This window comes from Thalassospira lucentensis, assembly GCF_032921865.1.
In the GTDB taxonomy this organism is placed as follows: domain Bacteria; phylum Pseudomonadota; class Alphaproteobacteria; order Rhodospirillales; family Thalassospiraceae; genus Thalassospira; species Thalassospira lucentensis_A.
Window position 1 is genome coordinate 3,485,388 of record NZ_CP136684.1, and the last position, 26,222, is coordinate 3,511,609.

Here is a 26,222-nt window from a genome sequence, read left to right on the forward strand (position 1 = left end):
CGGACTGAATTACCGTATCGCTTTGCGTAAAGTGGCAGGCGAAAAATGAACATTCGCGATATGCAGGCGATGGATGGAAACGCGGTTGTCGATATCTATGACCGGGCGCTGAAATCCGGTCATGCATCCTTTCAGCAACATGGCGGAACATGGGCCGACTGGGATGGCGGGCATTCGACGAAATGCCGCTATGTCGCGCTTGACGATGCCGGACAGATAACCGGCTGGGCCGGGTTATCCGCCGTTTCGGGGCGGTGTGCCTTTGCCGGTGTTGCCGAGGTATCGGTTTATGTCGATCCGCAATGTCAGGGGCAGGGGATCGGAAGCCGTTTGATGCAGGCATTGATCGAAGGTTCTGAACAAAACGGTTTTTGGTCACTGGAAGCCGGAATATTTCCCGAAAATACCGGAAGTGTCGCCCTGCATCGAAAGCACGGGTTCGAAGTCCTGTGCCGCCGCACAGGGTTCGGACGTATGGGATATGGACCGATGCAGGGGAAATGGCGCGATGTGTTGCTGCTTGAACGGCGGAGCAGGAGGATCGGGATCGACTAGTTAGCGCAGCCACCAATCCGGAACGGAGTTTGCGTAAAATCCCTTAGATGATCTGGAAATTGATCCGCCGATGCGTTAAGCAGCTAGGGCACCCGCGAAATGCCCGTCACATACGCGGCAAATAAACGATACAGGAGAGCGCCACCGTGAATGAAATCAGCAAAATTGCCCCGGTTGCAATCTGGGAGAACTTCCAGAAACTTTGCGACACCCCGCGCCCGTCGACCAAGGAAGAAGCCGTTTTGCAGCTTCTGGAAAAGATGGCCGATGCCAAGGGTTTTGAGCATTTCCGCGACAGCGGCAGCAACCTTGTTATTTCCATTCCGGCGAAACCGGGATTCGAGAATCGCAAGATGGCGATCCTTCAGGCCCATGTTGATATGGTGACGCAGGCCAATAGTGGTTCGACTCACAATTTTGATACCGATCCGATCCGCATGCTGATGAATGGCGAATGGATCACGGCGGATAACACCACCCTTGGTGCTGACAACGGCATCGGTGCGGCGGCGATGATGGGATTTATGACCGAAGAAGGTCTTGAACACGGTCCGCTGGAACTGCTGTTCACGGTTGATGAAGAACGCGGTCTGACCGGTGCGATGAATCTGGAGCCCGGTCGGCTTAAGGGCGAAATCCTTCTGAACCTTGATACCGAGGATGAATACGAGCTTTGCGTGGGCTGTGCCGGTGGTGGCGATCTGGTCGCGAGTTTTGCCTATACCCCCGAAGCCGTTGAAAGCGGACAGGTTGCACGTGAAATTGCCCTGACCGGTCTTAAGGGCGGGCATTCGGGGATCGATATCATCCTTGGACTTGGGAATGCCAACAAGCTGATGGCGCGCTTCCTGCGCACCGCCATTCGTGATCTTGGTGCGCGGATTGTGACCATCAATGCCGGTACGGCGCGTAACGCGATCCCGCGGGAATCCTTTGCAACGGTCGTTTTGCCGTCCGATAAGGCATCGGCCTTTGATGGTGCACTGAGCGCCTTTGCAGCCGAGATCAAAGACGAGATCGGCGTGATCGAGCCGAACTTTGCCATTGCAGCCAAAGATGCCGAAGTGCCCGCAAAGGCGATGAGCGCGACGGATTCCAAACGTTTCAATAATGCGGTTGTCGGAGCACCGAACGGTGTGCACGCCATGAGCACCAGTGTTGAAGGTGTTGTTGAGACGTCGATCAATCTGGCGATTATCAAGCTGGCCGATGGCAAGGCGGATGTCACCCTTTCGGCGCGCAGTTCGATCAATTCGGCGCGTGATGCCCTTCGCGAGGTTGCGACATCGGTGTTTGAAAATATCGGCGCCACGGTCAAGTGGGGCGATGCCTATCCGGGTTGGAAGCCGAATGCGGACAGCGAAGTCGTTAATATGATGAAGGCCGTTCATCGCGACATGTTTGGCAAGGATCCTGAAATCCGGGTCATTCATGCCGGTCTGGAATGTGGTGTATTGGGGGCGAAATATCCGCATTGGGATATGGTTTCATTCGGCCCGACCATTAAACGCGCACATAGTCCGGACGAGTGCGTCCATGTGCCAAGTGTCCTGCGTTTCTGGGATTATCTTCTGGCGGCGCTGAAGGCGATTCCGGTCAAAAACTGATTTTGGTTACTTGGTAACCTACAGATTAGAAGTCTGTTGCGACTGATCGTATCTGCGGTCAGTCGCAACTGTTTGTGGCACACCACTCATCGCGTGCCTTTGCGCCGCTTCCGGGTACCAGCGCATCCAGATTGACAAAGCCTGTCTCGCCAAGGGCGGTTTCAATCTCAATCCAGAAATCCTCGCTTGGTCCGTCGACATAGACGGTTTCAAAGCGTGCCAGACGCCGCATGACCGGATATTCGACACCGGGACCTTCGCGCATGTTCAGAAGATCACGGTCGATGTAATAGGGATCGCGTTCCTCGCCGATGATTTGTTCGACTTTGCGCGTCAGTTCACTGGTCTTTTCGGACACAAGTTTTGGAATGTCGTGACTGACAAAGCCCTGTCCCGGCCCAAACGCCACCAGCAGACAGAAAATGGCAACAAATAGCGGGCTTAGATGTAAAAGGGCATCGAGCATCCCGGCCTGTTTCCATTCGCTGCGTACCCGGCGAAGGGGCTTTCCGTCATCCAGACGCCGCAGATTGGCGCGAATCTGTTCGGCCAGTACTGACCGGTTGGTGCCGATGAAATCATTGGCCTGTAACAGGACGGCACGCGCAAGCGGCTTGTTACCGCTGCGTTCGAATGCGGTGGCCTGCGTGAACAGAAGTTTTGCATTGCCTTCCGGGGGCAGGGTGCCGCCCCGCATATTGCCGATGATCGCCCGCCATGCCGGGATGAAACTGCGCCAGCCCCAGAAACCCCGCAGCCATGTTTTGAAACTGGCTTTGAGTGCCATGCGCTTTGCCCCCTTCGGGGCAAGGTTGGCGGTGATCTTTTCGATTTTCAGGGAATTCAGAAAACCGCGAACAATGGTGAATTCCACCTGACGGGGTTGGGCTGATACGACTTCGGTGACCGCACAGCGTACAAATCCGGCCTGATCCGGGGTCGTGCGGTTTTTTGCATGGCGTTTGGCCCCCGGATGGATGTTTGATTTGCGCGCCGCGTTGCGTTCCTGCTGCTGGCGATAGGCCTCGTTGGCACGTGCAAACCTGTCTTCTTCGCTTTCGCGGCTGGTTTCGGCCTTGCGCCCGGTACCGGCAAATCCCTGTCGGGTGCGTTGCGAACTGGCATTTTTGGCCCCGGCAGCCTGCGGACCATAGGGGCCGTTTTGCTGTTTGCCTGCCGTTTCGCCTGTGCTGTTTTTACCGTTGCGAGGCGCATTTGGGGGAGCCTTGCGTATGCCGATCAGGATTTCATAGGCTTCGGTGATGTCCTTGAATTTTTCTTCGGCATCGATATCTGTATTTCGATCAGGATGAAATTCAAACGCCAGTTTGCGATAGGCAAGCTTGATCTCTTTTGCGCTGGCACCCGGCGCAATTTTAAGCAGGCGATAATAGATCCCGAGGTGATCCTGGCTCATTCGTGAAAAGGCATCCTGCACATAAATATTGTCCCGAAGCCGGACAGGTAAAACATGTTGAATTTATATTCGTGTCGACGTCGGGATCATATGATTGAAATCTTAACACGTTGTCACTTTTGCGTATTTGCCATATTTTGCAAGAATTGATCCGTCCACCGCGAACCGCTTAGCGAGTATCTGCCTTGAAACTTAAATTCTGGCAACGCAATGCCGACCATGACGGCGATGTCCTTGACCACGGTGGTGGTTACGGTGGTGATATGCCCGAATTTGTGATGCCCGATGGCCACAGGCTTAGTCTTGCGACAAAGCTTCGCGCCCGTTGGCAGGGCTATGACAACCCGGTTGAATATTATCTTTTGCAAAAAGAAATAGATGATTACCGGGCGTGGCTTCACAGAATGCGCCTGTTTCTTGCGAGGCCGGTCGAGCCGGAACTGGGCGAGCTTGACCTTGATGATGAAATTGGTCGCTGGCCGCCAGAACGGGTCAAGCTTTATGCCAAGCTGTTTGATCGCGGGATCATGATCCCCGGTGGCCATGATTATGCACTGGAACTGGCAAAGCCGCTTGCGCTTGACGAAACTATGAGCTGCCTTGAAATCGGTGCGAAGCTTGGTGGGGTGGCGCGGTTGCTTGCCGACAAGCTGGGTGTCTGGGTCACAGCCTATGAACGTGATGGTGAATTGGCGTTGCTGGGCATGGAGCGATCCGTTCAGGCCGGTGTTCAGAAAAAGGTCCCCGTGCAGGCATTCGATCCGTCCAACCCGGAATTGCGCAAAGCCTATTTCAACGTGGTCTATTCGTTTGGGGACCTGTTCCACATTGAAAACAAGGATGTTTTGCTGGTGTCGCTGGCGGAAACATTGCGCGATCACGGCCAGATATTGCTGACAGACTATGTCCTAACATCCGAAGGGCACGAAGATGCCATTGCTGAATGGGCAAGGCACGAGGATTTCCGGCCTTACCCCTGGACGGCGGACCATTACAAGAATGCGCTGGGCAAGCTGAAATTCGACATTCGCATCGCCAAGGACGAGTCAGATGTCCATGTAAAGCAGATCAAGGCAGCCTGGATGGCCATGCTTGCAGATATCCAGAATAGCGGGTTGGACCCGGATGTTCTGGCATATCTGGTGCCGGAGATGGAAATGTGGATGAATCGCGTAAAAATGCTTGAAAACGGAACGCTGGCATTTTATCGGTTCTACGCAACGATCAGGTGATCGACCGGTTTGATGTCTGCTGTTGGCGACGAATGAATGGACTTTGTCTGGAATTCTGTCGCTGCAACCTGTTTTAGGTGTTGACAGGGGCAGGGTGTACTTCTATTTTCCGGCTTCCTCGAAGGGGCCAAGTTTCTAAGGTTTACTATTATGAAGATCCGGAACTCATTGAAATCCGCGAAGCTGCGGGAAAAAGGCTGCCGTATCGTGCGCCGCCGTGGCCGCGTATACGTGATCAATAAAAAGAACCCGCGTTTCAAGGCGCGCCAGGGTTAATTCCCGGTACCTTGTTCTCACAGGTTTTACAAAACGCCGCATCGGTTCATCCAATGCGGCGTTTTGTGTTTTGTGGTGTGCCGACCGGTTTCCTAATCAATGCCGTCAATCGGAATGGTATAGACAGCGGTGGTTTCACTGCGCCCGCGCAGCAGGATTTCATCGGCAAGGCGGGCCTGGGCCGGGTCTGAAAGCTGTTCGAATGTGGTGCTTGCGATCAGGATGCGCGTGCCGAGTTCCTTGTTCTTGGCTTCCAGCCGGGCGGCACTGTTGACCGCATCGCCGTGTACGGTAAATGTCAGACGGTCCGGTGCCCCGACATTTCCCGCGACCAGCAGGCCGGTATTGATCCCGCAGCGACAGCGCAGTTCTTCACCGTCAAACAGTTCATTATGAACCAGCTTTTGCAGGGCGACTGCCGTTCGCACCGCCGCATCGGCGTGATCGGGCACCTCGTCAAAGGCGTTGAACACGGCAAGGATGGCATCGCCCTGAAACTGGGTAATGATGCCGCCGTTTTCTTCGATGATTGTGGTGGCCTTCGCGAAATAGGCATTCAGGATCGTTACGATCCGTTGCGGGTCGATCTTTTCGCTAAGTGTTGTAAAGCCCACCAGATCGACAAACAGGATCGATGCCTCGCACTGGTGCGATTGCACATTGCCAGTGTCATCATCAGACGCCAGCAGTTGTTGGGCAATGGCAACAGGCAGGAATTTACCAAACAGCCGCCCGATGCGTTCCCGGTCGCGCAGGGTAATCGCCATATTGTTAAAGGATCGCGACGCATCGTTGAATTCGATGATGTGGCTGCCGGGCAGGACCGGCAGATCATCAAGAATGCCGGTTTCAAGTTGCCTTGTGGCGGCCGAAAACCGTTTGAGCGGTCGTGTGAAATAATGCGCGATCAGGATCGCCAGAATGATGGCAAGAACCATGATTGCCGTTCCGATCAGTGTCGCCAGTTGCAGGCGGTCCCATTCGCGGGTGAAAACGGCTGGATCAAAATGCATGCCCATCAGGACAGGAAGGCCTGCCGATTCTTCGAATTTTCGGGTGATGATAACGTGATAGCCGTTTTCGGTTTCCAGTGACGATGCCTGTGACCCGTTGGTTCCGCCCGGTGACGGGACATCGTCAAAATCAAATGCCTGCCACTGGCCCATATTTGCAAGAACCGGATCGGCAAGATCATCCACACGGGGCAGGACGCCAAGAACATCATCGGTTCCCGTGTTCTTGGGCGGGTGCAACTGATGCCAGTCCGACAGGGTCGGATGGGCAATGACATGGTCGTTGACGATGACAAAGGGGGTACGTCCGGCCTCGGTCGGGTCGGTTTTCAGGTCATGTGAAAAATCGCCAAGCGAAACAAGCTGCACAAGTGAGCCGACATATAGCCCTTCCTGAAACAGGGGGATCATTTCGCTGATCACGACCTGATTGACCAGACTGTTCCAGCGCGGAAACTGCGTGATGCTTTGGCCCGGGCCATAGGCGATCAGGGATCGGGCGATGATGTCTTCCGCGGGGTCGGCCTTGCCGGAAAGAGGTTTGTCCGTCTTTGGATCATAGCCCCGGAAATGGCCATCGGGGGTCAAAAGCCCGATGGCTGTGACGTCACGTTCATTGGTGACAAGGGCGGCCAGGGTATTGTCCCATATGGCAACATTATCCGGTGACAGATCGCCATGCGCCACTTCGCGTGCAACCCATATATTGCGGCGTTGCATGCGTTTGATCCGGTCGCGCATGGCGTCTTGCGCGTCTTCCAGATCGGCATGTGTCATCGTAATCCAGAGATTGCGGGTATTGTCATAGGCCGTATCAAGACCAAGATGAAGTGCGAGCCCAACACCCAGTACGCTGGTAATGAAAAACGCACCCAGCAATACACCAAGTATTGAAAAACGCCCCCTGCGTTCAGTCATCACATTCCCCGTATGCCCCCGAAGACCCGGCTTGTGTTGCCGGGTTGTCGGCAAAGCTTACTGATGATTGATCACGATGGAAAGAATATCGCGTGTTTTAGCGACGGCAGGTGTAAAGCTGGGTTTGAGTATGGCGACCACGCAATTGAATTTGACCGGCTTTGACCACCCGTTCCGGATTGGAAAGCAGGTCGCGTGTGCTGTCTGAGAGCAGGATGCGCGTCCCGAGTTCCTTGTTTTCACGTTCAAGTCGGGATGCGGTATTAACGGCATCACCGTGCACGGTAAAGGAAAGGCGGGCACTGGCACCGACATTCCCGGCGATCATGCGCCCGGTATTGACGCCGCAACGGCAATGAATGGAAAGCCCGTCAAACTGGCGGGTTTCAACGGCATGCTGGATGGCAATGGCCGAATCAAGTGCGGCATCGGCATGGTCGTGCAATTCGTCAAAGGCGTTAAACACTGCAAGAATGGCATCGCCCTGGAACTGGGTGATAATCCCGCCATGTTCTTCGATAATGCCGGTCGCGCAGTCGAAATATGCGTTCAGCATCGAAATGATCTGTTGCGGTTCGAGTTCTTCGCACAGGGTTGTAAAGCTCTCGATATCGACAAACAGGACCGTTGCCTCGCACTGCTGGGGCGGGAGGACGCCGGAATCGGTTCCCGATGCCAGAAGTTTGCGGGCAATCGATGCCGGCAGGAATTTACCAAACAGGCTGCTGATCCGTTCGCGATCATGCACGGCCTTGATCATGTGATTGAAGGACCGGGCCGCATCATCATATTCGCGAATGCGGCTGCCTTTCAGGTCAGGGAAATCGTGGTTTTCGATGCCGTCTTCCTCAAACGCACGGGCAGCAGCGGCAAAGCGCCGGATCGGTTTGGTAAAGTGACGCGCAATGATTACCGCAACAATGATCGACAGCAGCAGGACCGCACCGCCCATCACAGATGCCAGAACAAGCCGGTTCCATTCGTCATCGAACAGTTCTTCTTCGAAATGCAGGCCAATGATGATTGGAGAGAAAGGCGTATCCATCATCTGTTTCGTGACGATCATTGAATAACGGCCGTCAAGATCAAGGCCGGAAAGACGAAGATTGCTGGTTTCGGGGCGTTGTTTGCTTTCATTGCCGATATCGATGGATTCGGATTTTCCGATATTTGCCAGTACAGGGTCGCCAATATCATTGATCGTCGGCAAGGGGATCGGACTGCGCGCGATATCAGCACCATTTACGAGTGCCGATGCGGTGCTATCCCCCCATTCGCGAAGGCGAGGGTGGGCCATCACACGGTTTCCGGCAATCAGGACGAAAGGTACGCCCGGCAGGTCTTCGCGCCCGCGGATCAGGCTGTTCGACAGGTTAGAAAGCGACAGATACTGAATGAAAGTGCCAAGATAACGTCCGTCGGCAAACAGGGGAATCCAGTCGGCAATCACCGTCTGTTTGAAGTAGGGATCCCATCGCGGGAAGCTGGTGTGATTGACGGTTGGCCCGCGCAAATGCGCCAGTTCCGAGAAAAGCACGTCATCAACGGGGAGGGTACGGCGGATTTCGCGCATGTCTTCGGGGTCATAACCGATGAACTGGCGATCCCCCGTGATCAGGCCATAGGCCATCACATCCATTTGGGATGCCGAAAGTGCGCGCATCGCATTGTTCCAGCCGTATTGAAAGCTTGGATCAAGGGCGCCACTGGCGACCTGATCGGCGACCCATATGGCCCGTTTGCCCACATTTTCCATCCGTTCATGCATGGTTCGCTGGACCGATGTCAGGTCCAGATCGCTTAGCATGACCCAAAGATTGCGGGTGTTTTGATAGGCCGCGCCAAGTCCGACATAAAGCGCAATGCCGACACCAAGAATGCTGGTGACAGAAAACCCGGCAAGCAGAACAGTCAGGACGGAATATCTGCGTTTTTCAGCCAATTTTTTGAAAATTCCCGAACAAAGGTCCCCCAACCCGAAGGCAGTCTATCGTCTATCAAATTTTGTGGAAAGGATGATTGAGCTTGCTGTGCGTTTAATTCCGGGCAGGGCACCGATTTGATCGAGAACGGTATCAAGTTCCTCGGACGTATCGGCAGCTATTTCCGCGATCAGGTCATATTCTCCAGAAATCGCAAGGCAGCGAATGCAGTGGGTGATTCTCTGAAGCGCACCAACAACCCCGGCGGATTGTTTCTGTTCGACCTGTATCATGACTTCGGCAAGCAGAAGTGATCTGGCTTCCTCGCCAAGTTGCACGGTGTATCCCGTTATGATTTTTGACTTTTCAAGTCGCTCGAGGCGTTCCTGAACGGCACTGCGCGACAGATCGACATCACGGGCGAGTGCCGCAATCGGGGTCCGGGCATTTTGCTGTAACCGGGCGATCAGGCGGCGGTCAATTTCATCAAGGTTACGTTTCATCGGAATTGCCCGTCATTTTAACGGTTAAATCATTGGAAATGACAGTATCGCCGGGTTGTAACCGGCAGTCCAGCGGAAGACCATCAAGGCAGCATAACAATAACGTTATCAGGGCCGTAATCAGGCGGGGCAACGCATCACATGCGGTCTCAGACGTCAAAATGGGAGTTTGCTGGAATGAAAAAAGTTTTGATCCTTGGGGCGGGTAAAATCGGTCGCATTGCCGCAGTCATGTTGAATGAAAGTGGCGCTTATGCGGTGACGCTGGCGGATTCCAACGGGCATATGCTTGAAATTTGTGCCAAGGATGACGCGGCAACGCTGGTAAAGGTCGATGTCACCGACGAGGCCGCATTGACGGAAGTTGCCAAAGGCCATGATGCCATCCTGTCGACCTGTCCGTTTTACCTTAATGTTGCGATTGCGCGTGTGGCGCGGGCGGTCGGTGCATCCTATTTCGACGTCACCGAGGATGTCGAAACCACCCGTGCGATCCGCGATATTGCCAAGGATGCCGATGGGGCGTTTGTGCCGCAATGTGGTCTGGCACCGGGTTTTATTTCGATTGCAGCCCATGATCTGTTCAAGCGGTTTGATAGTGTTCAGAACCTGCGTCTTCGGGTTGGTGCCCTGCCGCAAAATCCGACCAACCGTTTGAAATATAACCTGACCTGGTCGACGGATGGTTTGATCAACGAATATCTGAACCCGTGCGAAGCCATCCACAAAGGCAAGCGAATAGAAGTTCTGCCGCTTGAAGGGTATGAGCGTTTCACGATTGATGGCACGGAATACGAGGCTTTCAATACCTCGGGCGGGGTAGGTGCGCTTTGTGACATGCTGGAAGGCAAGGTCGAGAACCTTGATTACAAGACCGTGCGTTACCCGGGGCATCAGGAAATCCTGAAAATCCTGATCGAAGACCTTGGGCTTGGCAAACGTCCCGATCTGATGAAGGAAATCTTTGAAAAGTCACTGCCGATCACAAGCCAGGACGTGATTGTGATCTTTGCCGATGCCATCGGCACCCGCGACGGCGAGCTATGCGAGGAAAACTTCATCCGCAAGGTTCATGGTACGGCCATCGGTGGCAGGAACTGGTCTGCGATCCAGATTACGACATCGGCGGGGCTTTGTGCCGTCATGGATATGGTTCTGACCGGTACGCTTGCGGGCAAGGGATATATCCGTCAGGAGCAGGTCGCACTTGATGATTTTCTTGCCAACCGTTTTGGCCGTTACTTCAGCCACGAGGGCTGATTTATAACCCCCGCATCATGCTTTTGGGCATGGTGATGAACTTTGCCACCCGGTCTTGTCAGGCCGGGTGGTTTTTTGTGCGTCCTTGCCATAGTCACGACCCATATTTTGTGGCAAAGACGTGGTTTGTTAACGCTTGGTCACTATGGTGACCGATTAAACAAACTCTCGGGTGGCGATACGATCCTTGTCTGAACTTGGCGAGATGTTCCGGTTTGCAATCGACCTGTTTGAAACGGGTCAACTGGCGGAGGCTGAAAGCGCCTGCCGCAAGATGACGCTTGCCTATCCGCAGGCGGCAGAAGCCATGCATCTGGCCGGTCTGGTTGCCATGAAACAGGGTAATGGTGATATCGCAGCCGAACGTATGGGCCGCGCTGCAATAGCCGATGCCAATAACGCCGAAATCCAGCATGACCATGCGCAGGCCCTGAAAGCGGTCGGCAAGCTGCGCGAGGCCGTCGGTGCCTTCAAGCGCGCGATTTGCCTATGCCCGGATTCCCCGGCACTTTATTGCAATATCGCCAATACCTATCGCCAGCTTGATGAACTTGAACTGGCGCATGAAAACTACATGCTGGCTCTTCGTCTGGCACCCGATGTTGCCGAAATTCATGCCAACCTTGGTGCCTGCCAATATGCCATGGGTGATATCGCAGGCGCAGAGGCATCCTGCACAACCGCACTGAAACTGCGTGACGATATCGTCAACGCGCTGGTTTTGATGGGGCAGATCAGGCTGGATCAGGGACGGACGGTTTCCGCATCCGAGCCGCTTTTGCGTGCCCTTGAACTGCAACCCGGGCATCAGCGTGCCCTGACGGCTTATGGCGATGCGCTTTTCCGACTGGGCCAGTTCGCCGGGGCGCTGCATTGCCTGCGCCAGGTGCTGGCACTTGATCCACAGGATGCGGGGGCGCGGCGCACGCTGGCACTGCTGTATTTGCGGACCGGGCAGGGGACCGAGGCCATTGGCGCGTTGGAAGCACTTTTGCGCGCAAATCCAGAAGACCCCGAACTTCTTTTGATGATGGGCGAGGCATTAAGCCTTGCCGGGCGCCATAGCGAAGCCGTGGAACGGTTCGGTGCCGCGATTGGTGCGGGAGGTGGGGATGATGCCGTCTTCCGGCTGGCTGTCGAACTCGCAGAAGAAGGCGATGCGGCATCCGCCCAATCGGTTCTGCAAAACGCAATAGATCGCAAGATTGCCATTGGGGACAACACGGCGCTGTTCAGAACAGCCCGTCGGCTGCTTTTTGCCCCGGTTCCTGCCGATCTGGCGGCACAGAATGACGAAGTTGTTCGTGATCTTCTCGACGATACGCTGGATGATGACGATCTCGACCTTGATCTTGGCCAAAGCGACCTGATTGATCCGATCACCCTGACACGGTTCCCGCCGGTATGGCGTGCGGCGCTTCGCCCCGAAGGCGATGCGCAATTGCGCGCGGTTGGTCATTATTGGGAACGGCTGGTTTCTGGTTATGACGTGCCCCATGTCGCGGCGCGGGCCCGATCAAAGGGCGGCAAGGTCCGGCTTGGCGTTGTATCGGCCAATATGCGCGATAACGGTATTGGCCGATGGATTGCGGGGCTGGTCCGTGCGATTGACCGCGATCGGTTTGATATCACGGTGATCCGTCCGCCACTGGGCGAGGATGACATAACCGCGCGCATAGATGCCGAGGCCGATCTGGTGGTGCCATTGCCGCTTGATCCGTTGCATTCGGCCCGGGTGATTGCGGGCCTTGACCTTGACGTTTTGCATTATGTCGATCCGCAGGCGGATGCCTATACCATGTTGCTGGCAAGCTGGCGGTTGGCTCCGTTGCAGATTGCCGGTGGCGGAATTGCCGCGACGACCGGGCTTTCAAATATTGACTGTCACCTGATTGCCGAGGATTGGGAAACGGCGGGCGGTGAAACCCGCTTTAGCGAGGAATTGATCCGTCTGCCCGGATTGTTTGTCAATGCAACAAGACCGGATGAAATTAAGCTGTCGCCGGGCGATCTGCAGCGCCGCTGGCGCATTGACCAGGACCGGAATACGTATCTTTGTCCGCAGCCGCTTGATGTTCTGACGGCTGATTTTGATCCGCTGATTGCCGAAATTCTGCGTCTTGATGAAACTGCCGAACTTCTGTTGATCGCACCCGAACGTGATAGCTGGGACGCAGCATGGGGGCGGCGTTTTGCGGTCAATTATGCCGATGTTGCCGGACGTATGCGGTTTGTTTCGGTTCACAGCCGTGCCGATCTTCATTCGTTGCTATGTGCGGTGGATGTCGTTCTTGAAAGCCCGGCATGGAATGATGCGATGCTGGCATTTGATTGTCTTGGCCTTGGTGTGCCGCTGGTGACCTTGCCGGGCAAGGGGGCGCGATCACGGCGCAGCCATACCTGTTATCGCCAGATTTCTGTGTTTGATTGTGTTGCCTATCATTCAGCTGACTATGTTGAAACCGCGCTGACGCTGGCGATGGATAAACGACGGCGTTCGGTCGTTTCACAGGCCATCCGCAACCGCGCGCATGTCCTGTTCGGGCAGCGGTCTTCCTTTGATTCTTACATGAACTTCCTTGAAGATCGCACGGCGTAAGCCGGGTAGCATGCCAGATTGCAAAAATGCAAAAAGCCGGGTAACTGCCCGGCTTTAGTGTGTCTTATGCGTCTTTTGATCAGCTCAGCGCGTCGATATCGGCTTCTGACAGGGCGGCGGGGACGATGGTCAATGGCAGGCGCAACTGACCGACCACATCCCGATTGGTCAGTGCCGTGATCAGCGGGCCGGGGCCATCGCTGTTGGTGCCGGCTGCCAGAACCAGAATGGAAATCTGTTCTTCTTCGTCCAGAACCTTGAGTAGTTCGTCCTTGAGACGACCCTCGCGGATGAACAGAAGCGGCATGGATCCGGTTTGTTCATGCACATAGGCCGCAAGCTCGTTGATACGGTTTTCGGCGTCTTCGCGCGCTTCTTCCTGCATCAGATCGCCAACAGCCATCCAGTGCTGAAATTCGGCTGGCTGGATCACGCTTAGCAATGCGACGCGTCCGCCGGTGTGCTGTGCACGGCGGCAGGCATATCGAAGCGCCTTGGTCATTTCGTCACTGTCGTCGACCACAACAAGGAACGTGCGATCCGTGGTGGCAGCGCGCAGTTCTCGGTCGGCATCAAATGAATTCATGTCGTCCTGCCCTGAATGAAAACGGGTTCCGAATGTCTTGCGCCAACTTGCGGGGCGAGGCGCTGTCACACCGGATCAGCAAAGTTTGCCGTAACTTAAGGACCGTTTCCAAGTTATTTTTCAAGCATCCCGGCAAAGAAATTATCTTTACGCAACTGCAAAACATGATGGTGCATGTGCGAAAACATTGCCCGGACAAGGACGCTTCGCAATCGTTCAATCAACGATTGAAGGTCAGATTACCTTTTGCGGAACATGACGCTTGCTGTCCATCCGGCGGCGACGGCAATGATCACGGCGATGATACCGTAAAGCGCGGAATAGCGATGTGCGAAGTCATAAACTTCGGCGCTGACGCCGGTTTTGGATACGACCAGCGGCGTTGTCTTGACGCTGGCAATGCGACCGTCCCGGATCAGATAGACATTGATGGTGTATGTACCGGTCGGGGTATTGGCCGGAAAATGGATGTCGGTTCGAAACAGCTGATTGGACAGGAAGCTGATTTTTGCCGGTCGCTGGTTGAAAAGGCCCGCTGCACGCATGTTTCGCAACAGGGCATCACGGTAATCGCTGCTGTTGCGATCCTTGTCATCGATTTCGGTCACAAAGCGCTGATGTTCAAGCCCGATACGGTAATCATTGTAAAGCTGTGAATTGGCGATGATTTCCATCGGCCGGTTCGACGCGCTGGCATAATAGGCAGGCACATTGCGGAAAGTGGCACTTTCGCTGTTGACCCAGATGCCGACTTTGCGTTCCTTGCGCCGCACGACCATATCCTGATCGGGGCCCCTGACCGTGACGATCACATCGCCTTCGTTTTGCACCGCGCCAAACAAAAGCACGTCGGTTCCGGTGAAGCCGGTGGTGATGGCAACAAGATGGTTGGAAAGATCAACAACCAGCGCATCGGCGTGTGCCCGGTCCTGTCCGGCCACGGCAAGCACCGCCAAGGTGGCAAGCAGTGTGCGGATGATCGCGCCCGATTTGTGCATTACAAATTCTCCGGCGCGATGGAATAAAGTTCGGTTGGCGTGATTACGAGATCGAACAGAAGTTTCAGGCAAACCGAAAGAACCAGAAGCCCCAACATTGCCCGCAAATGTTCCGCCTTAAGGCGCGATCCGAATTGTGCGCCGAATTGTGCCCCGATGACGCCGCCGATCAACAGCAGGATGGCAAGGGCAACATCAACGGTTTGCGTCTGAATGGATTGCAGGAAAGTAACGTTGGCGGTCACGAAAATGATCTGGAACAGCGATGTCCCGATAACCACACTGGTCGGCATGCCAAGGATATAAATCATCGCCGGAACCATCACAAAGCCACCGCCAACCCCCATCAGAGCGGTCAGAAGCCCGACAAAGAAGCCGACAAGAAGCGGCAGCAAGGCGCTGATATAAAGCCCGGAGCGGTAAAACCGCATTTTAAGGGGCAGGCCATGGACAAAGCTGTGCTGGTGTTTCTTGGTGCGACGGAATGGCCCGCCGCGGCGCCGGGTGCGGAAAATGGCACGCGATGCCTCGATCAGCATCATGCCGCCGATGATCCCCAAAAAGATCACATAGCAAAGCGAAATGACCAGATCAATTTGTCCGAGGGAACGTAACCATGCGAAAACCCAGACGCCAATTGTGGACCCGGCTATACCACCCGCCAGAAGGACAAGGCCCATTTTCAGGTCGACGTTACCGCGTCGCCAATGGGCAAAAACGCCAGAAACCGAAGATGCAACAATCTGGTTCGCAGCAGTTGCAACCGATACAGCAGGGGGGATACCATAGAAAATCAAAAGCGGCGTGATCAAAAATCCGCCGCCAACCCCGAACAACCCGGACAAAAATCCGACGCCGCCGCCTAGCCCCAGTATCAGAAAAATGTTTACCGACATCTCGGCAATAGGCAAATAGATTTGCATCGCAGGCGGGCATCAGCGTTTGATTGATTCTGAGAAATCAGTCTAACATATTGTGCAAATGCAACAATCGCCAATTCACTGATTGGCCGGGATAATCCGATTTTTTGTAAGGTTTTTCATGTCGCTTACTCCAGAAGATCCCTTTGACCTTGTTCTTGATGCCCGTGGATTGATTTGTCCGATGCCGGTGCTGAAGGCAAAAAAGGCATTGCGCGATGTGCCTGCAGGCGGTGTGCTTAAGGTTTTGGCGACCGATCCAGGCTCGGTCGCAGATATGAAATCCTTTTGCGAAATGACCGGCAACCTCCTGTTGTCATCGACACAGGAAAATGATGTGTTTATCTATCATATTGAGCATCTGGCCGCGAAATAACCAGAACAAGCGCGTCCATCACGTCCGGAAATGAAAGTTGCCGCCATGTCTGCCTCATCCTCGACCCTGCAGTGGGTGCATTGCGCCTTTGACGAGATGACACCGCTTCAGGTCCATGACCTGTTGCGATTGCGGCAACAGATTTTCATCATCGAACAGGAATGCATTTTCCCCGAGATCGACGGGCTTGATCCGCTTTGTCAGCATGTTCTGGGATTGCTGGACGGCAAGGTTGTTGCCGCTGCGCGCATTGTGGCACCGGGTATCGATCCCGATCATTCCGCACAGGGGCAGCATCCAGCGATCGGCCGTGTCGTTGCCAGCCCCGATTTGCGTGGCCAGGGTATCGGCCGTAAACTGATGTTGCAGGCCATCGCGTCCTGCCACGATACCTTTGCGGGCAGGGGGATTTTCCTGAATGCCCAGCTTTATCTCAAAAACTTTTACGAGGCGCTGGGCTTCATGCAGTTCGGCGAAGCCTTCTATGAAGATGGTATCGCCCATATTTCAATGCTGCGCTCGCCCGATAGCAGGCAGGATCAACTGCACTGATCAGCGCAGCCCGACCGTTGCCATGCCGGTAAAGAATTCAAGCTGCCATTTCATGTCTTCTTCGCTGAGCGGATAGTCGTTGCCACGCGGATTAAGCGTCTGCCCGGGCGGGACATGCCCAAGCTTGACCTGAATCTTCACGGCTAGTTCGGCCGGAAGTCCGGCCTTCCATGCCAGCGATACGACACCTTTGGCCGAATGGGTGTTAAGGACTTTGGTTACGGCTTCTGGCGGAATACCGGCAAGGACTGCAAGGGCCGCACGCGCAAACTTGACATCGTTGGCTGCCAACGCCTTGGCAACTTCCTTATCGGTCAGTTTGCCTTTGCTATGCAGGGCCAATGCCTTTTCATAAGAAGATTCTTCTTCCTCGCTCGTCGCTGCGGCCTCGGCACCACCGGACTTGGCCGCCGCTTTCTGTTCTGCCTGCTTCTGCTTGGCCTTGCGGGTTTCAACCGGTGCATCTTCGCGTTTGTCGAACTCGCCAGATGAAATGCGTCGATTGACGACTTCGCGCACCGCGTCGAGCTGTTCCTTTTTCAGATCCTTGCGCCGTTCCAGCACGCCGATCAGGTTTTCAGCTACAAAACGTGCCAGTTTACCTGCTGCCGTTGGTGGCAGTTGCGGGCGTTCAACCAATGGCTTGTGCCATTCCGGATAATCCGGCGCACGATCAATAAGCTGATCAAGGGTTTCTTCGCGGATTTGTGCCGACTTGTTGCCCAGAAGATGCGAAATCGCATCCTTGTCGCTACTGGCGGCAATCGCATCGGCAAGTTTTTCACCAACATTGCGACGACGCGAGATAAAGCTAAGCGATCCCCTTCCCGAACTGCCCTCGATGATTTCCAGAAGATCGGTTTCCGTCAGAACCGGCGAATATTGCAGGACCGGTCCGCAGACGACACTTTCGGTATCGCGCGCCAGCTGCTGGATGATCGGCTGTGGCGCGTTGGCGATATCCTTGAGCGTTTCCGAAATAACCTGGCGGACATGGACGGCCTGATCGCGGGCAAGCTTGTCCAGCGCTTCATAGGTCATCCGGCGCAGTTTATCGGTTTCATTCGGTGTCAGCCCAGCCGAAAGATTGGCAATCTTTTCGGCAAGGCTTCCACGAACGCTGTCGTCCTTGTCATCGGTTAGCAGGACGTCGGCTTGCACAGGAGTGGCATGGTTTGCTGCAATATGGCGCCGCACCTGGGAATCTGCATCACTTGCAAGGTAATACAGAATTTCCGGTTTGGTATCATGACGTTGCGCCAGCACGCCGCGAACATTCGCATCCGGGCTGGCGGCCATGTCTTTGGCTTCATCATACGTGATCGGGGTTTCCCGACGTTTGGTGAAGACCCGCTGCAAAAAACCCTTCATAGGGGCGTCTCCTGATCTTCTATTCTTGCCGGACCGTTCGATCCGGGAGGGGCGGCGATGCCGAAACTGCCTTTGCCGTGTTTTTTGACCTGATACATGGTCTGATCGGCACGAAGCACAAGCTGTTCAAGCGGTTCTTTCGAGCCGGCATCACGCACGGCAATGCCCACTGAAATACCAAGCGGACGATCCTTGCTACCGGAAAACGACGACAAGGTGGCGCTCTTGTCAAGCAGGATGCGCGCGCGTTGCGATGCGGTTGCCATATCCGCCCCGTCGAGCCAGACCACGAATTCATCGCCGCCAAGGCGCGCGACAAGATCAATCGGGCGGGTATTGTCCAAAAGGATGCGGGCCAGCGCCAGAATGGCCTGATCCCCGGTCTGATGACCATGGACGTCATTGACCAGCTTGAAATTGTCCATGTCGACATACATCAGGGCCGCAGGCATGTCATCATGCACAAGGCGGGCGTGGCGGCGGCCCAATTCGTCGAAGAAGGCGCGCCGGTTCAAAAGCCCGGTAAGACCATCGGTTCGCGACAGGGTAACGATCCGGTCATGTTGGGCTGCCTGTTCAATCGCGATCCCGATCTGGTCCGATACTTCGGACATGATGGCGCGTTCGCCCTCGTTAGGTGCTGGGTGATCGGCATTGAAGATAAATATAACCGCGCCATTCACCTGTTGATGATAATGGCAACGCTGGGCCAGAACGCGATAATTCTCGATTTCGGCTTCAAATACCTCATCGGTGTTGCCAAGCTGATTCAATGCCTGTTTGGCAATCGGATCAAGGTCTTCGGGGCCGTGACATGCGACCACCTCGATCCTGTCGGTTTCCTCGTTGCGGCGAAAAATGGCGCAGCCAGCGCAGGCCAGGGCCCGGGCGCTGGCATCTGCCGCACCTTTAAGCACAAGGGTCGGGTCGATTTCATCGCGCATGGTGCGCACAATATAGGTCATCAACCGGTCGCGGTTTCGTGCCGTGGCGACTTCGCTTTCGCGCCGGCGCTGTTCGGTGATGTCATGGGCAAGGCCGCGCGTACCGGTCCAGCGACCGTCGCGCGTATATACCGGGGTCGATGAAACGGCGAGGCAGGCAGCATTGCCATTGGCCCGTCTGAGCCAGATCGGTACATCGCGAACGGCCTTCTGGCTGCGAAAAACAATTTCGCTGTCCTGATCCGCAGTATCCAAAAGGAAATCAAGTGGCGAGCGACCAACAAGTTCATCGGCCTTGTAACCGAGAGCACCACGCGGCGAGACAAAAATGAAATTGCCGGTATCGTCGGTTTCCCAGGCAAAGGCGGATGATACCTCGACGATGTCACGATAGCGCTGCCGCGAGTCAATCAGCGCATCGCGCAGATTGCGATCCATACTGACGTCGCGCGGTAAAAGCAGGACCCGGTCATCTGCCATCGGCAATGCCGTCAGTTCAAGCGTTGCCGTACCGCGCTGTACCTCGAAGGTCAGGAGTTCGACAACCCCGCCCGGCGTTGTGATGGCGCGCAAAACCAGCTTGTTTATTTCTGGAAACAGACCGTCACGAATGCCTTCGGCGAAGCTTCGGGCATTTTTATTGGCAAACAGGGGGGTGCCGTTCTTGTCCATGACCATGACTGGTGCCTCGGCATCGGCCATGGTCTGCGGATCAAGAATGAAACCCTGATCTGATGTCATATCGTTATATGCGGACATTTCCTTGTCGGCATCCTTGTGATGCTGTTTCATTGCCCGCCTCCGGTCGCGTTGGCGGTCTTCGCGTTACTTGATGATCCGGTGTTCACACTTGCAAGCGTTACCGGTGCGCCAAGATGATATCCCTGACCGAAATCAATGCCCAGATCACGAACCAGTTCAAAGCTGGCCTGATCATAGATCATTTCTGCAATGGTATGGATGCCAAGATCGCGGCAAAGCAGGGCTGTGGCTTTGATAAAAGCGCGGCCTTTGGGTTTGGCCAAAGCCGTGCGCATTGCACCGCCATCAAATTTGATGATGTCGACGTCAAGGGCGCTCAGATATTCGAAATTGGCGGCCCCGGCACCGAAATCATCAAGACAGACAAGGTGCCCGCGTGCACGTAGCCGTTGCAAACCGTCATTCACGTCCCGAAGGCCACGAATGCGCGATGTTTCGGTTACCTCGAACATGATTTTTGCCGGGTCAATGTCGTAACGATCAAGGATTTGTTCCAATGCCGGCAGGAAATCCTGCTGTTCCAGTGAATGGCCTGACAAATTAACCGCAACAGAATGAGTTACAAGTTCCGGTTCAAGCGTTACGTGATCAAGTACTTTCTGGCACATCGCCAGATCGAACTCGGTAATCAGGCCGGTACCCTCGGCAAAATGGATGATCTGATCAACGGCAAGTGCGCTGCTGCCATCGTGGAAGCGTGCCAGCGCCTCGTAATGGTGCATTTCAAGGCTGCCAAGATGCACGATCGGTTGCAGTGCCACGGCAAATGAGCCGTTCTGAACAATTTCGCGAAATGCGCGGACCGATTTCAGGGTTTCCTGAATCAGGTGGGGCAGGCTGGCCGAGAGCCGTTCGGCCGACACATCCGTATTTGCATCGCTGCGATGTTGCAGGCGGTTAAGCGCATAGGCCACAGCGCGTGTCAGGTTGGTTTCCTTTTCCCCGCCCGCCATTGGCTGGCGGACATTTTGTGTCAGGCGATGAAAACCGCTGGCAAGATCGTAATCACGTCCAAACAGATCGTTGGTGGACAATGTTGAGCCACCCGAAGTGCCCGAACTACCGGTGGCAAGGTTCAGGTTTTTGAAAGGATCAACGGTATTTTCCGCGTCGCTGCAATCGGGATCGTCGAGATCGGCGCGCAGGGCACTTGCATAAGCGACAATCCGCCGTTCCAGTTCGATCATCGGCTCGTCAACCAGATGATTGCTATTGGTGTCAAAGTCTTCAGTGTTCCTGCGGGAACCAATTCCGATCCCGATCAACCGGGCCAGTTCGTTGGTGGCGTCGGTTTCTGCCTGGCTGCGAAGGGCGGCAAGGTTTTCAAGCACAACAAGGGCCTCGCTATGGCTTGATGCCACGCGCGCCATTGTTTCGGAATGCTGTTCGGTTTTGCCGGATGAGGAATTTGCCGAGGACAGCGTGTTTTGCAGGATCAGCCGGTCAATCCCGGATCGCGCACGCGGGCGGATTGCTCGATGACGGGCGGCAATGAAATAGCGTCCGATCGGTTCGGAAATCATATAGCCGCTCAGTGACAGGGGAACCGGGTTGCCAAGGGCGGTGTCGTCATCCTCGATCAACTGAAAATCAAGGTCGAGCTCCTCAAGGCGCTTGATCCCGGAAGTGGCATGAAGATAGGCCCGCAAAAGGGGCCGTTCCGAACGGATAACCAGTTTATCAAGTGCTTCGCCAATCAACCGTTCCGGTGGACAGCCCAGAAGGCTTTCGGTCGCACCGGCCACAAACAGGATATATCCGTTCTCGTCGACTTCAAGCAACATGTCCGCCCAGCAGAAGGCCATGGCAGCCAGAAGATCCCTGTCGTTTGTTTCTGCTGAGTAGCCAATATTGTCTGTCATAAGAGAACCATCACCAGCCTGCCCCCAAAAACGCTTCGGATATGCTCCGAAGTCATTTTCCCCGTTTTTTATAAATAGCGATCTTGAGGGGCAATATGAAGGAAAAGCATTTAATAAACAAAAAATGCCTGCCGATATCCGATATGGGAAGTCGGTGGGATGGTTTTAGGCCCGATAAGCGTGTTCAGGCGGCGTTATGACTGTTTTGGGGAAGGGCGCGTTTTGCATGCTTGTTGGCATACATCGCATCATCGGCCTGTTTTAAAAGGTCGGTGACATCGCTGTTGGCGTGATAAATCGTATAACCGAAGCTGGCCCGGATCGGAAGAGCCGTGCCCTGCCAGATCAAGGGGAAGCGTAAGGTGGCTTTTTCAAGGTCTCTGATCCGGGGTTCGGCGACATCGGGGTTGCTGCCAACCATCAGGATGGCAAACTCGTCCCCGCCAAACCGGGCGACAAAATCGTCGGCACGTGTGTGCGTGCGAAGGTTCTGGCCAAAATGGCGCAGAATGGCATCGCCCGCCGCATGACCATGATGATCATTGATCATCTTGAAGCCGTCCAGATCGGCAATCACCAGAAGCCCGCTTTCTTTGTAGCGGGCGGCGCGTGCCATTGCCTCGCGGGTGCGGCGAAGGAAGCCGCGGCGATTGTAAAGGCCGGTCAGTTCGTCGGTCTCGACCATTTGTTCAAGCTGGCGGATACGGTTCTGCTGCTGATCAAGGCGGTTTTGCATGTCACGTGCAAGATCGACAAGTGTTGCAAACGCATCTGTGCTTTCGGTTTCAACGGTTGCACGGGTATTGGCATCCGTGCGCGGTTGAAATTCTTCAGCCAGTTGTTTCAGAAGTTCCAGATGCGAGTTGTTCATCTTTGATCTTGTTATCAATGACAATGCGAATTGAAACGCGTAAAACGTTTGCAGGATCCTTTTTAAAATCCAGTGCGTTACAACATCCTTAACGAGGGACATAAGGTTTTGTGACGATAAGAAACCGCACGAGCACAGGAGAACGATAATGAAAACCGGAATAGGCGCCGTTTCTGGCAAGTTTGCTGCGATCCTGGCCGCGGGAATGCTGCTGTCGGCATGCTCGGCATTTCAGAAAGAAAATATGACCCTGACCGGCGAAATCACCGATAATGGCCGGGAATGCGTTACATTCCGTGCTGATGACGGAACGCTTTATGCATTGGCAAACAAGGCAACCCGATTCCGTCCCGGTGACAAGGTCCGTGTGACTGGTCATGGCGCATTGATGACCACCTGTACCGAAGCCGAAACACTGATCGTCGACAAGATTGTGTTGTTGGGTGGTGAGTTAAACTAGAGCCAATTCCCGACTCTATTGATCCAGCGTTGCAAAGCAATCCGTGCCGTCAGCCAAAAGCTGGCGGCATTTTGTTTCGGCGCTGGTCATATCGGCAAAGCCGCCAAGGCGAAGCCGGTGAAAGATACCCTTGGCGCCCAGATCCGCCGTCGAAAGACTGCGTTGATGGGATTTTGCCAAATCCGGATAGCGGATCATGAAGCTTGCCCAATAGGTCTGTGCGCTGATGGTGTCGTTAAATGCGCCCAACTGAATCGCAAATGCATTATCCGTTGCAGCCGGAAATGTGCCTGAGTCCGCTATTGCCGCAGTTTGGGATGGACCGCTTTCGGGCATTGTTGCGGGTATCGCGGGCTGGGGTGTGTTTGCAGCCGAAACCGTTTTGGCGGATGCCGGTTGCAGGGCAGCAGTTGGCGCAAGACTGGTTTCAGGGGCGCGTTTCACAACGGTTGCCTGTGACGGCGCACGTTTGAAGCCCTGCCTTTCCATTCGATATTGTTCGGCAAGGCTTGGCCGTTCGGTATCTTCAAGCAAAACCGGTTCGGTTCGGATGGTGCCGGGTAAAAGGCTGAAGGGCTGATTGATGGGGGAAGGGCTGCTGGCATGAACCGGGATATCAGTGGGAATGGCGTCCAGACCTGATTTGATTTCTTCGGTTGCGGGGGCAGTTCTGTCGCTTACATTGCCGATATACTGCGCACGAACATTGTCCATCGTCATGATCAGAAAAAGACCTGCGGCAATGCACCCTGTTGCTGTGCCGGTCATGTCGAACCAGCAAAGGTTGCGAGCAGGGGGCATTGCCGCTTTCGTCATTTACTGCTCCGTCCATGCCGGAAAAGCATGGCGTTCACGCAGGATGCGATCATTCTGGCGCAGTCGTTCCATGGCCTTGCCATACACACTGTCGGCAGTGTATTGGCCTTCGGGATGGTCGCCGCACGGTTTGCCTGCCAGCAGTTCAATGGCATCGTTAATGTGTTCGACCGTCCAGATATTGAACTTGCCCTGGCGGATTGCCTGAACGACTTCTTCGCGCAGCACGACATTTTCCGCATTGGCCAGCGGGATGATCACCCCCTGATCGCCGGTAAAGCCCTGATCGGCGCAAATACGATAGAACCCTTCGATCTTATGCGAAATACCGCCGACCGGCTGGGCCTGTCCGAACTGGTTCATTGATCCGGTGACACCGATATTCTGGCGCATGGGGATGTTCGAGATTGCCGAGATGATCGCGCACAGCTCTGCCATGGAGGCAGAGTCACCTTCGATGCCGCCATAGTTCTGCTCGAAAGTGACATTGCAGGCAAAGGAGAGCGGGAATTCTTGCGCAAAGCGGGATTTAAGGAACCCTTCGATGGTCATGACCGACTTCTGTTGCAGGGGGCCGGACATGTCGACCATGCGTTCGATGTTCAAAACCCCGAGACTGCCGACATAGGAACGTGCCGAAACACGTGCGGGCAGGCCAAAGGCATGATCGCCATAATCCAGAACGGTCAGGGCGTTGACTTGCCCGACAACCGCACCATAGCTGTCGATCAGGATTTCGCGACGCTGAACCCGCTCATGGGACCGGTCTTCAAGGCGGCTGTTGCGGTGGCGGCGTTCTTCGATGGCACGGCGGACGTCGGCAGCCCGGATGCTGCTGCGTTTGTCGGTCTTGGCCAGTGCACCTGCTTCGATTGCGACATCTTCGACCCGTTCGATCTGGGCCGTCAGCTTGTCGCGTTCCCCTGCCCAGCGTGCCGCCTGACCCAGTAATTGACGGATTGCACCGTTATCAAGCGGGATACCGGTGCGCGCCAGGGCAGACTTGCGCAGTAACCCGGTATAAATCGAAATATTGCGACCCGCTGCGGGCATATCGGCGTCGATATCAGCCTTGACCCGGAAATGGTTGCGGAAATCAACATCCAGCGAGAAGAAGGTATAGTAATATTTCGGTGCGCCGACGATCACGACCTTGACGTCAAGCGGGATGGGGCGCGGTTCCGGTGCACCGGCAGTTGGCGGGCCGGATTTATGAGTTTCCTCGATGCGGATTTCGCCGTCGCGAAGGGCTGCCTTAAGAAACGCCCAGCTGTCTTCATGCTCGACCAGCGATTCGGCACGCAAAACAAGAACGCCACCATTGGCGCGATGCAGGGCACCTGGCTTGATCAGGCTGAAATGCGGGTGCATGCCACCGGCTACCGGGCGGTACTGGATTTGACCAAACAGGTTATCATAGCTTGGGCTTGGTTCCAGAACGACATCAGGATGCTTGTCGCGCGAATGGTCGATCAGAAGATTGACCGCATAACGGTCATCGACGGTTTCGGGCATTTTGCCATCGCCGCTGTCGATGGCGGGCTGGTCGCTGGCTTCTTCGAACGCGTCGATATTATCCAGAATGTCTTTTTCAAGTGCCTCGAACCAGGCCTTCATGCCCGGCGATGTGAACTTGTCGCGAATTTTGCGAATACGCGGTTTCAGAACAACTTTGGCTGCCCCGCGGCGAAGCGCATCAAGCGTATCGGCGATCTGTTCTTCAAGATCGCGGGTCGAAAGCAGCGTCTTGCGGGCTTCTTCGGCGACTTCTTCAAATGCGTCTTCGGCTTCGGCACGACGTTCCTTGGGGATTTCGTCAAGTGAAACCGGCTCGCCTTCTTCGTTCAGCGCGACGATCATTACGCCTTTTTCGTTTTCCTGAACGTCAAGGCCACGTTCGCGGGCATATTCACGCAGCGCATCAAACTTTTCGCGCAGCTGGGTGCGGGCTTCTTCCGTCTGGGTCTGGGTTTCGGTCAGATGAGCCGGGGCGTTGAAGGCGGATGCAAATGCCTCGCGCAGGTGAGATACCAGCGTTTCCATCGCATCGGCCAGCTTGCGGCCTTCACCGGCGGGAAGGGCATAGGGACGCGGGCGATTGGTACGCGAAAAGTTGTTCAGATATACCCAGTCCTGTGGAGCCGGGCGTTCTTCCATCGATTTCTTCAGATAATCGAGCGTTGCGGTCATGCGACCAGCACGATCAAGGCCCAGAACAAAGATGTTAAAGCCCGGCTCAGACATCGAAAGACCGAACTTCAATGCTTCTGCGGCGCGGTAATGTGATGAAAAATCGAAAATTTCAGGTGACTGGTCTTTATGTGGGCTGCGAATCCGGAAATGTGGGAAACCACAATCATCAGCGTCGAGGCGGGAAACTGGCATTTGCTGTCTTTCTGCTG

Annotated in this window: 22 protein-coding genes; 9 read left to right on the forward strand and 13 right to left on the reverse strand. The window is 55.0% G+C overall.

Annotated elements, in window-relative coordinates:
* Positions 1–45 precede the first annotated feature (45 nt).
* Positions 46–555 (forward strand): N-acetyltransferase family protein, encoded by a 510-nt coding sequence (locus R1T41_RS16920; protein ID WP_317338042.1) that lies wholly within the window; start codon positions 46–48, stop codon positions 553–555.
* Positions 556–701: 146 nt separating this feature from the next.
* Positions 702–2,162, forward strand: a complete 1,461-nt coding sequence (locus R1T41_RS16925; RefSeq protein ID WP_317338043.1) for an aminoacyl-histidine dipeptidase — start codon at positions 702–704, stop codon at positions 2,160–2,162.
* A 58-nt stretch (positions 2,163–2,220) separates the two neighbouring features.
* Here the strand turns inward: R1T41_RS16925 and R1T41_RS16930 are convergent, their stop codons facing one another.
* Positions 2,221–3,579 (reverse strand): DnaJ domain-containing protein, encoded by a 1,359-nt coding sequence (locus R1T41_RS16930; protein ID WP_297205169.1) that lies wholly within the window; start codon positions 3,577–3,579, stop codon positions 2,221–2,223.
* 185 nt (positions 3,580–3,764) lie between these two features.
* Between R1T41_RS16930 and R1T41_RS16935 the strand changes: the two genes are divergently transcribed.
* Positions 3,765–4,811 (forward strand): methyltransferase domain-containing protein, encoded by a 1,047-nt coding sequence (locus R1T41_RS16935; RefSeq protein ID WP_062949305.1) that lies wholly within the window; start codon positions 3,765–3,767, stop codon positions 4,809–4,811.
* A 150-nt stretch (positions 4,812–4,961) separates the two neighbouring features.
* Complete coding sequence (gene ykgO, locus R1T41_RS16940) at positions 4,962–5,087, forward strand: type B 50S ribosomal protein L36 (protein ID WP_007090004.1); 126 nt, start codon at positions 4,962–4,964, stop codon at positions 5,085–5,087.
* A gap of 92 nt (positions 5,088–5,179) precedes the next feature.
* On the opposite strand, the gene R1T41_RS16945 is transcribed toward ykgO, so the two are convergent.
* From R1T41_RS16945 to R1T41_RS16955, 3 genes are all read right to left on the reverse strand, one after another.
* A complete protein-coding gene (locus tag R1T41_RS16945; RefSeq protein WP_317338046.1) occupies positions 5,180–7,018 on the reverse strand; it encodes an adenylate/guanylate cyclase domain-containing protein in 1,839 nt (612 codons plus the stop codon).
* Positions 7,019–7,115: 97 nt separating this feature from the next.
* Complete coding sequence (locus R1T41_RS16950) at positions 7,116–8,960, reverse strand: adenylate/guanylate cyclase domain-containing protein (protein ID WP_062949301.1); 1,845 nt, start codon at positions 8,958–8,960, stop codon at positions 7,116–7,118.
* Between the two features lie 45 nt (positions 8,961–9,005).
* Complete coding sequence (locus tag R1T41_RS16955; RefSeq protein WP_062949299.1) at positions 9,006–9,443, reverse strand: Lrp/AsnC family transcriptional regulator; 438 nt, start codon at positions 9,441–9,443, stop codon at positions 9,006–9,008.
* A 177-nt stretch (positions 9,444–9,620) separates the two neighbouring features.
* Here R1T41_RS16955 and R1T41_RS16960 point away from each other — a divergent pair, with 177 nt between their 5' ends.
* Both R1T41_RS16960 and R1T41_RS16965 read left to right on the forward strand, forming a co-directional pair.
* Positions 9,621–10,703 (forward strand): saccharopine dehydrogenase family protein, encoded by a 1,083-nt coding sequence (locus R1T41_RS16960; RefSeq protein ID WP_097050430.1) that lies wholly within the window; start codon positions 9,621–9,623, stop codon positions 10,701–10,703.
* 187 nt (positions 10,704–10,890) lie between these two features.
* Complete coding sequence (locus R1T41_RS16965; RefSeq protein ID WP_317338049.1) at positions 10,891–13,302, forward strand: tetratricopeptide repeat protein; 2,412 nt, start codon at positions 10,891–10,893, stop codon at positions 13,300–13,302.
* Between the two features lie 79 nt (positions 13,303–13,381).
* On the opposite strand, the gene R1T41_RS16970 is transcribed toward R1T41_RS16965, so the two are convergent.
* From R1T41_RS16970 to R1T41_RS16980, 3 genes are all read right to left on the reverse strand, one after another.
* The gene (locus R1T41_RS16970; protein WP_062949289.1) at positions 13,382–13,888 is read right to left on the reverse strand and encodes a universal stress protein; all 507 of its coding nucleotides are present in this window, start codon (positions 13,886–13,888) and stop codon (positions 13,382–13,384) included.
* Positions 13,889–14,127: 239 nt separating this feature from the next.
* Positions 14,128–14,886 carry a TIGR02186 family protein gene (locus R1T41_RS16975; protein ID WP_317338051.1) on the reverse strand — a complete coding sequence of 253 codons (759 nt, stop codon included), beginning with the start codon at positions 14,884–14,886 and terminating at the stop codon, positions 14,128–14,130.
* Positions 14,886–15,809 carry a sulfite exporter TauE/SafE family protein gene (locus R1T41_RS16980; protein ID WP_062949285.1) on the reverse strand — a complete coding sequence of 308 codons (924 nt, stop codon included), beginning with the start codon at positions 15,807–15,809 and terminating at the stop codon, positions 14,886–14,888. The genes R1T41_RS16975 and R1T41_RS16980 overlap by 1 nt, the downstream gene beginning before the upstream one ends.
* A 118-nt stretch (positions 15,810–15,927) precedes the next feature.
* Between R1T41_RS16980 and R1T41_RS16985 the strand changes: the two genes are divergently transcribed.
* Both R1T41_RS16985 and R1T41_RS16990 read left to right on the forward strand, forming a co-directional pair.
* Positions 15,928–16,182, forward strand: coding sequence for a sulfurtransferase TusA family protein (locus tag R1T41_RS16985; RefSeq protein ID WP_317338052.1), 255 nt, complete (start codon positions 15,928–15,930; stop codon positions 16,180–16,182).
* Positions 16,183–16,227: 45 nt separating this feature from the next.
* Complete coding sequence (locus R1T41_RS16990) at positions 16,228–16,734, forward strand: GNAT family N-acetyltransferase (RefSeq protein ID WP_231858161.1); 507 nt, start codon at positions 16,228–16,230, stop codon at positions 16,732–16,734.
* Here the strand turns inward: R1T41_RS16990 and R1T41_RS16995 are convergent, their stop codons facing one another.
* The 4 genes from R1T41_RS16995 to R1T41_RS17010 all read right to left on the reverse strand — a co-directional run bounded on the left by R1T41_RS16995 (position 16,735) and on the right by R1T41_RS17010 (position 22,544).
* A complete protein-coding gene (locus R1T41_RS16995; protein ID WP_097050426.1) occupies positions 16,735–18,105 on the reverse strand; it encodes a DUF2336 domain-containing protein in 1,371 nt (456 codons plus the stop codon). It lies immediately after the preceding gene.
* Complete coding sequence (locus R1T41_RS17000; protein ID WP_297205156.1) at positions 18,102–19,841, reverse strand: sensor domain-containing diguanylate cyclase; 1,740 nt, start codon at positions 19,839–19,841, stop codon at positions 18,102–18,104. Before R1T41_RS17000 ends, R1T41_RS16995 begins: the two co-directional genes overlap by 4 nt.
* Positions 19,838–21,673: an EAL domain-containing protein gene (locus tag R1T41_RS17005; RefSeq protein ID WP_247742214.1), complete on the reverse strand. Its 1,836-nt coding sequence runs from the start codon at positions 21,671–21,673 to the stop codon at positions 19,838–19,840. Before R1T41_RS17005 ends, R1T41_RS17000 begins: the two co-directional genes overlap by 4 nt.
* A gap of 184 nt (positions 21,674–21,857) precedes the next feature.
* Positions 21,858–22,544 (reverse strand): GGDEF domain-containing protein, encoded by a 687-nt coding sequence (locus R1T41_RS17010; protein WP_317338055.1) that lies wholly within the window; start codon positions 22,542–22,544, stop codon positions 21,858–21,860.
* A gap of 148 nt (positions 22,545–22,692) precedes the next feature.
* On the opposite strand from R1T41_RS17010, the gene R1T41_RS17015 reads away from it, so the two are divergent.
* Entirely contained in the window at positions 22,693–23,004 is a 312-nt protein-coding gene (locus tag R1T41_RS17015; protein ID WP_317338056.1) for a DUF5818 domain-containing protein, read from the forward strand.
* 15 nt (positions 23,005–23,019) lie between these two features.
* Here the strand turns inward: R1T41_RS17015 and R1T41_RS17020 are convergent, their stop codons facing one another.
* Together R1T41_RS17020 and R1T41_RS17025 are read right to left on the reverse strand one after the other, a co-directional pair.
* Positions 23,020–23,820, reverse strand: coding sequence for an SPOR domain-containing protein (locus R1T41_RS17020; RefSeq protein WP_317338057.1), 801 nt, complete (start codon positions 23,818–23,820; stop codon positions 23,020–23,022).
* Positions 23,821–26,205 carry a Lon protease family protein gene (locus R1T41_RS17025; RefSeq protein WP_317338059.1) on the reverse strand — a complete coding sequence of 795 codons (2,385 nt, stop codon included), beginning with the start codon at positions 26,203–26,205 and terminating at the stop codon, positions 23,821–23,823. It lies immediately after the preceding gene.
* Positions 26,206–26,222 lie beyond the last annotated feature (17 nt).

Excerpts from the sequence above, each read along its gene's own strand:
- R1T41_RS16920 (WP_317338042.1), top strand. The coding sequence starts at position 46 with ATGAACATTCGCGATATGCAGGCGATGGATGGAAACGCGGTTGTCGAT.
- R1T41_RS16930 (WP_297205169.1), bottom strand. The coding sequence starts at position 3,579 with ATGAGCCAGGATCACCTCGGGATCTATTATCGCCTGCTTAAAATTGCG.
- ykgO (WP_007090004.1), top strand. The coding sequence starts at position 4,962 with ATGAAGATCCGGAACTCATTGAAATCCGCGAAGCTGCGGGAAAAAGGC.
- R1T41_RS16945 (WP_317338046.1), bottom strand. The coding sequence starts at position 7,018 with ATGACTGAACGCAGGGGGCGTTTTTCAATACTTGGTGTATTGCTGGGT.
- R1T41_RS16955 (WP_062949299.1), bottom strand. The coding sequence starts at position 9,443 with ATGAAACGTAACCTTGATGAAATTGACCGCCGCCTGATCGCCCGGTTA.
- R1T41_RS16960 (WP_097050430.1), top strand. The coding sequence starts at position 9,621 with ATGAAAAAAGTTTTGATCCTTGGGGCGGGTAAAATCGGTCGCATTGCC.
- R1T41_RS16970 (WP_062949289.1), bottom strand. The coding sequence starts at position 13,888 with ATGAATTCATTTGATGCCGACCGAGAACTGCGCGCTGCCACCACGGAT.
- R1T41_RS16975 (WP_317338051.1), bottom strand. The coding sequence starts at position 14,886 with ATGCACAAATCGGGCGCGATCATCCGCACACTGCTTGCCACCTTGGCG.
- R1T41_RS16980 (WP_062949285.1), bottom strand. The coding sequence starts at position 15,809 with ATGCAAATCTATTTGCCTATTGCCGAGATGTCGGTAAACATTTTTCTG.
- R1T41_RS16985 (WP_317338052.1), top strand. The coding sequence starts at position 15,928 with ATGTCGCTTACTCCAGAAGATCCCTTTGACCTTGTTCTTGATGCCCGT.
- R1T41_RS16990 (WP_231858161.1), top strand. The coding sequence starts at position 16,228 with ATGTCTGCCTCATCCTCGACCCTGCAGTGGGTGCATTGCGCCTTTGAC.
- R1T41_RS16995 (WP_097050426.1), bottom strand. The coding sequence starts at position 18,105 with ATGAAGGGTTTTTTGCAGCGGGTCTTCACCAAACGTCGGGAAACCCCG.
- R1T41_RS17000 (WP_297205156.1), bottom strand. The coding sequence starts at position 19,841 with ATGAAACAGCATCACAAGGATGCCGACAAGGAAATGTCCGCATATAAC.
- R1T41_RS17005 (WP_247742214.1), bottom strand. The coding sequence starts at position 21,673 with ATGACAGACAATATTGGCTACTCAGCAGAAACAAACGACAGGGATCTT.
- R1T41_RS17010 (WP_317338055.1), bottom strand. The coding sequence starts at position 22,544 with ATGAACAACTCGCATCTGGAACTTCTGAAACAACTGGCTGAAGAATTT.
- R1T41_RS17015 (WP_317338056.1), top strand. The coding sequence starts at position 22,693 with ATGAAAACCGGAATAGGCGCCGTTTCTGGCAAGTTTGCTGCGATCCTG.
- R1T41_RS17020 (WP_317338057.1), bottom strand. The coding sequence starts at position 23,820 with ATGACGAAAGCGGCAATGCCCCCTGCTCGCAACCTTTGCTGGTTCGAC.
- R1T41_RS17025 (WP_317338059.1), bottom strand. The coding sequence starts at position 26,205 with ATGCCAGTTTCCCGCCTCGACGCTGATGATTGTGGTTTCCCACATTTC.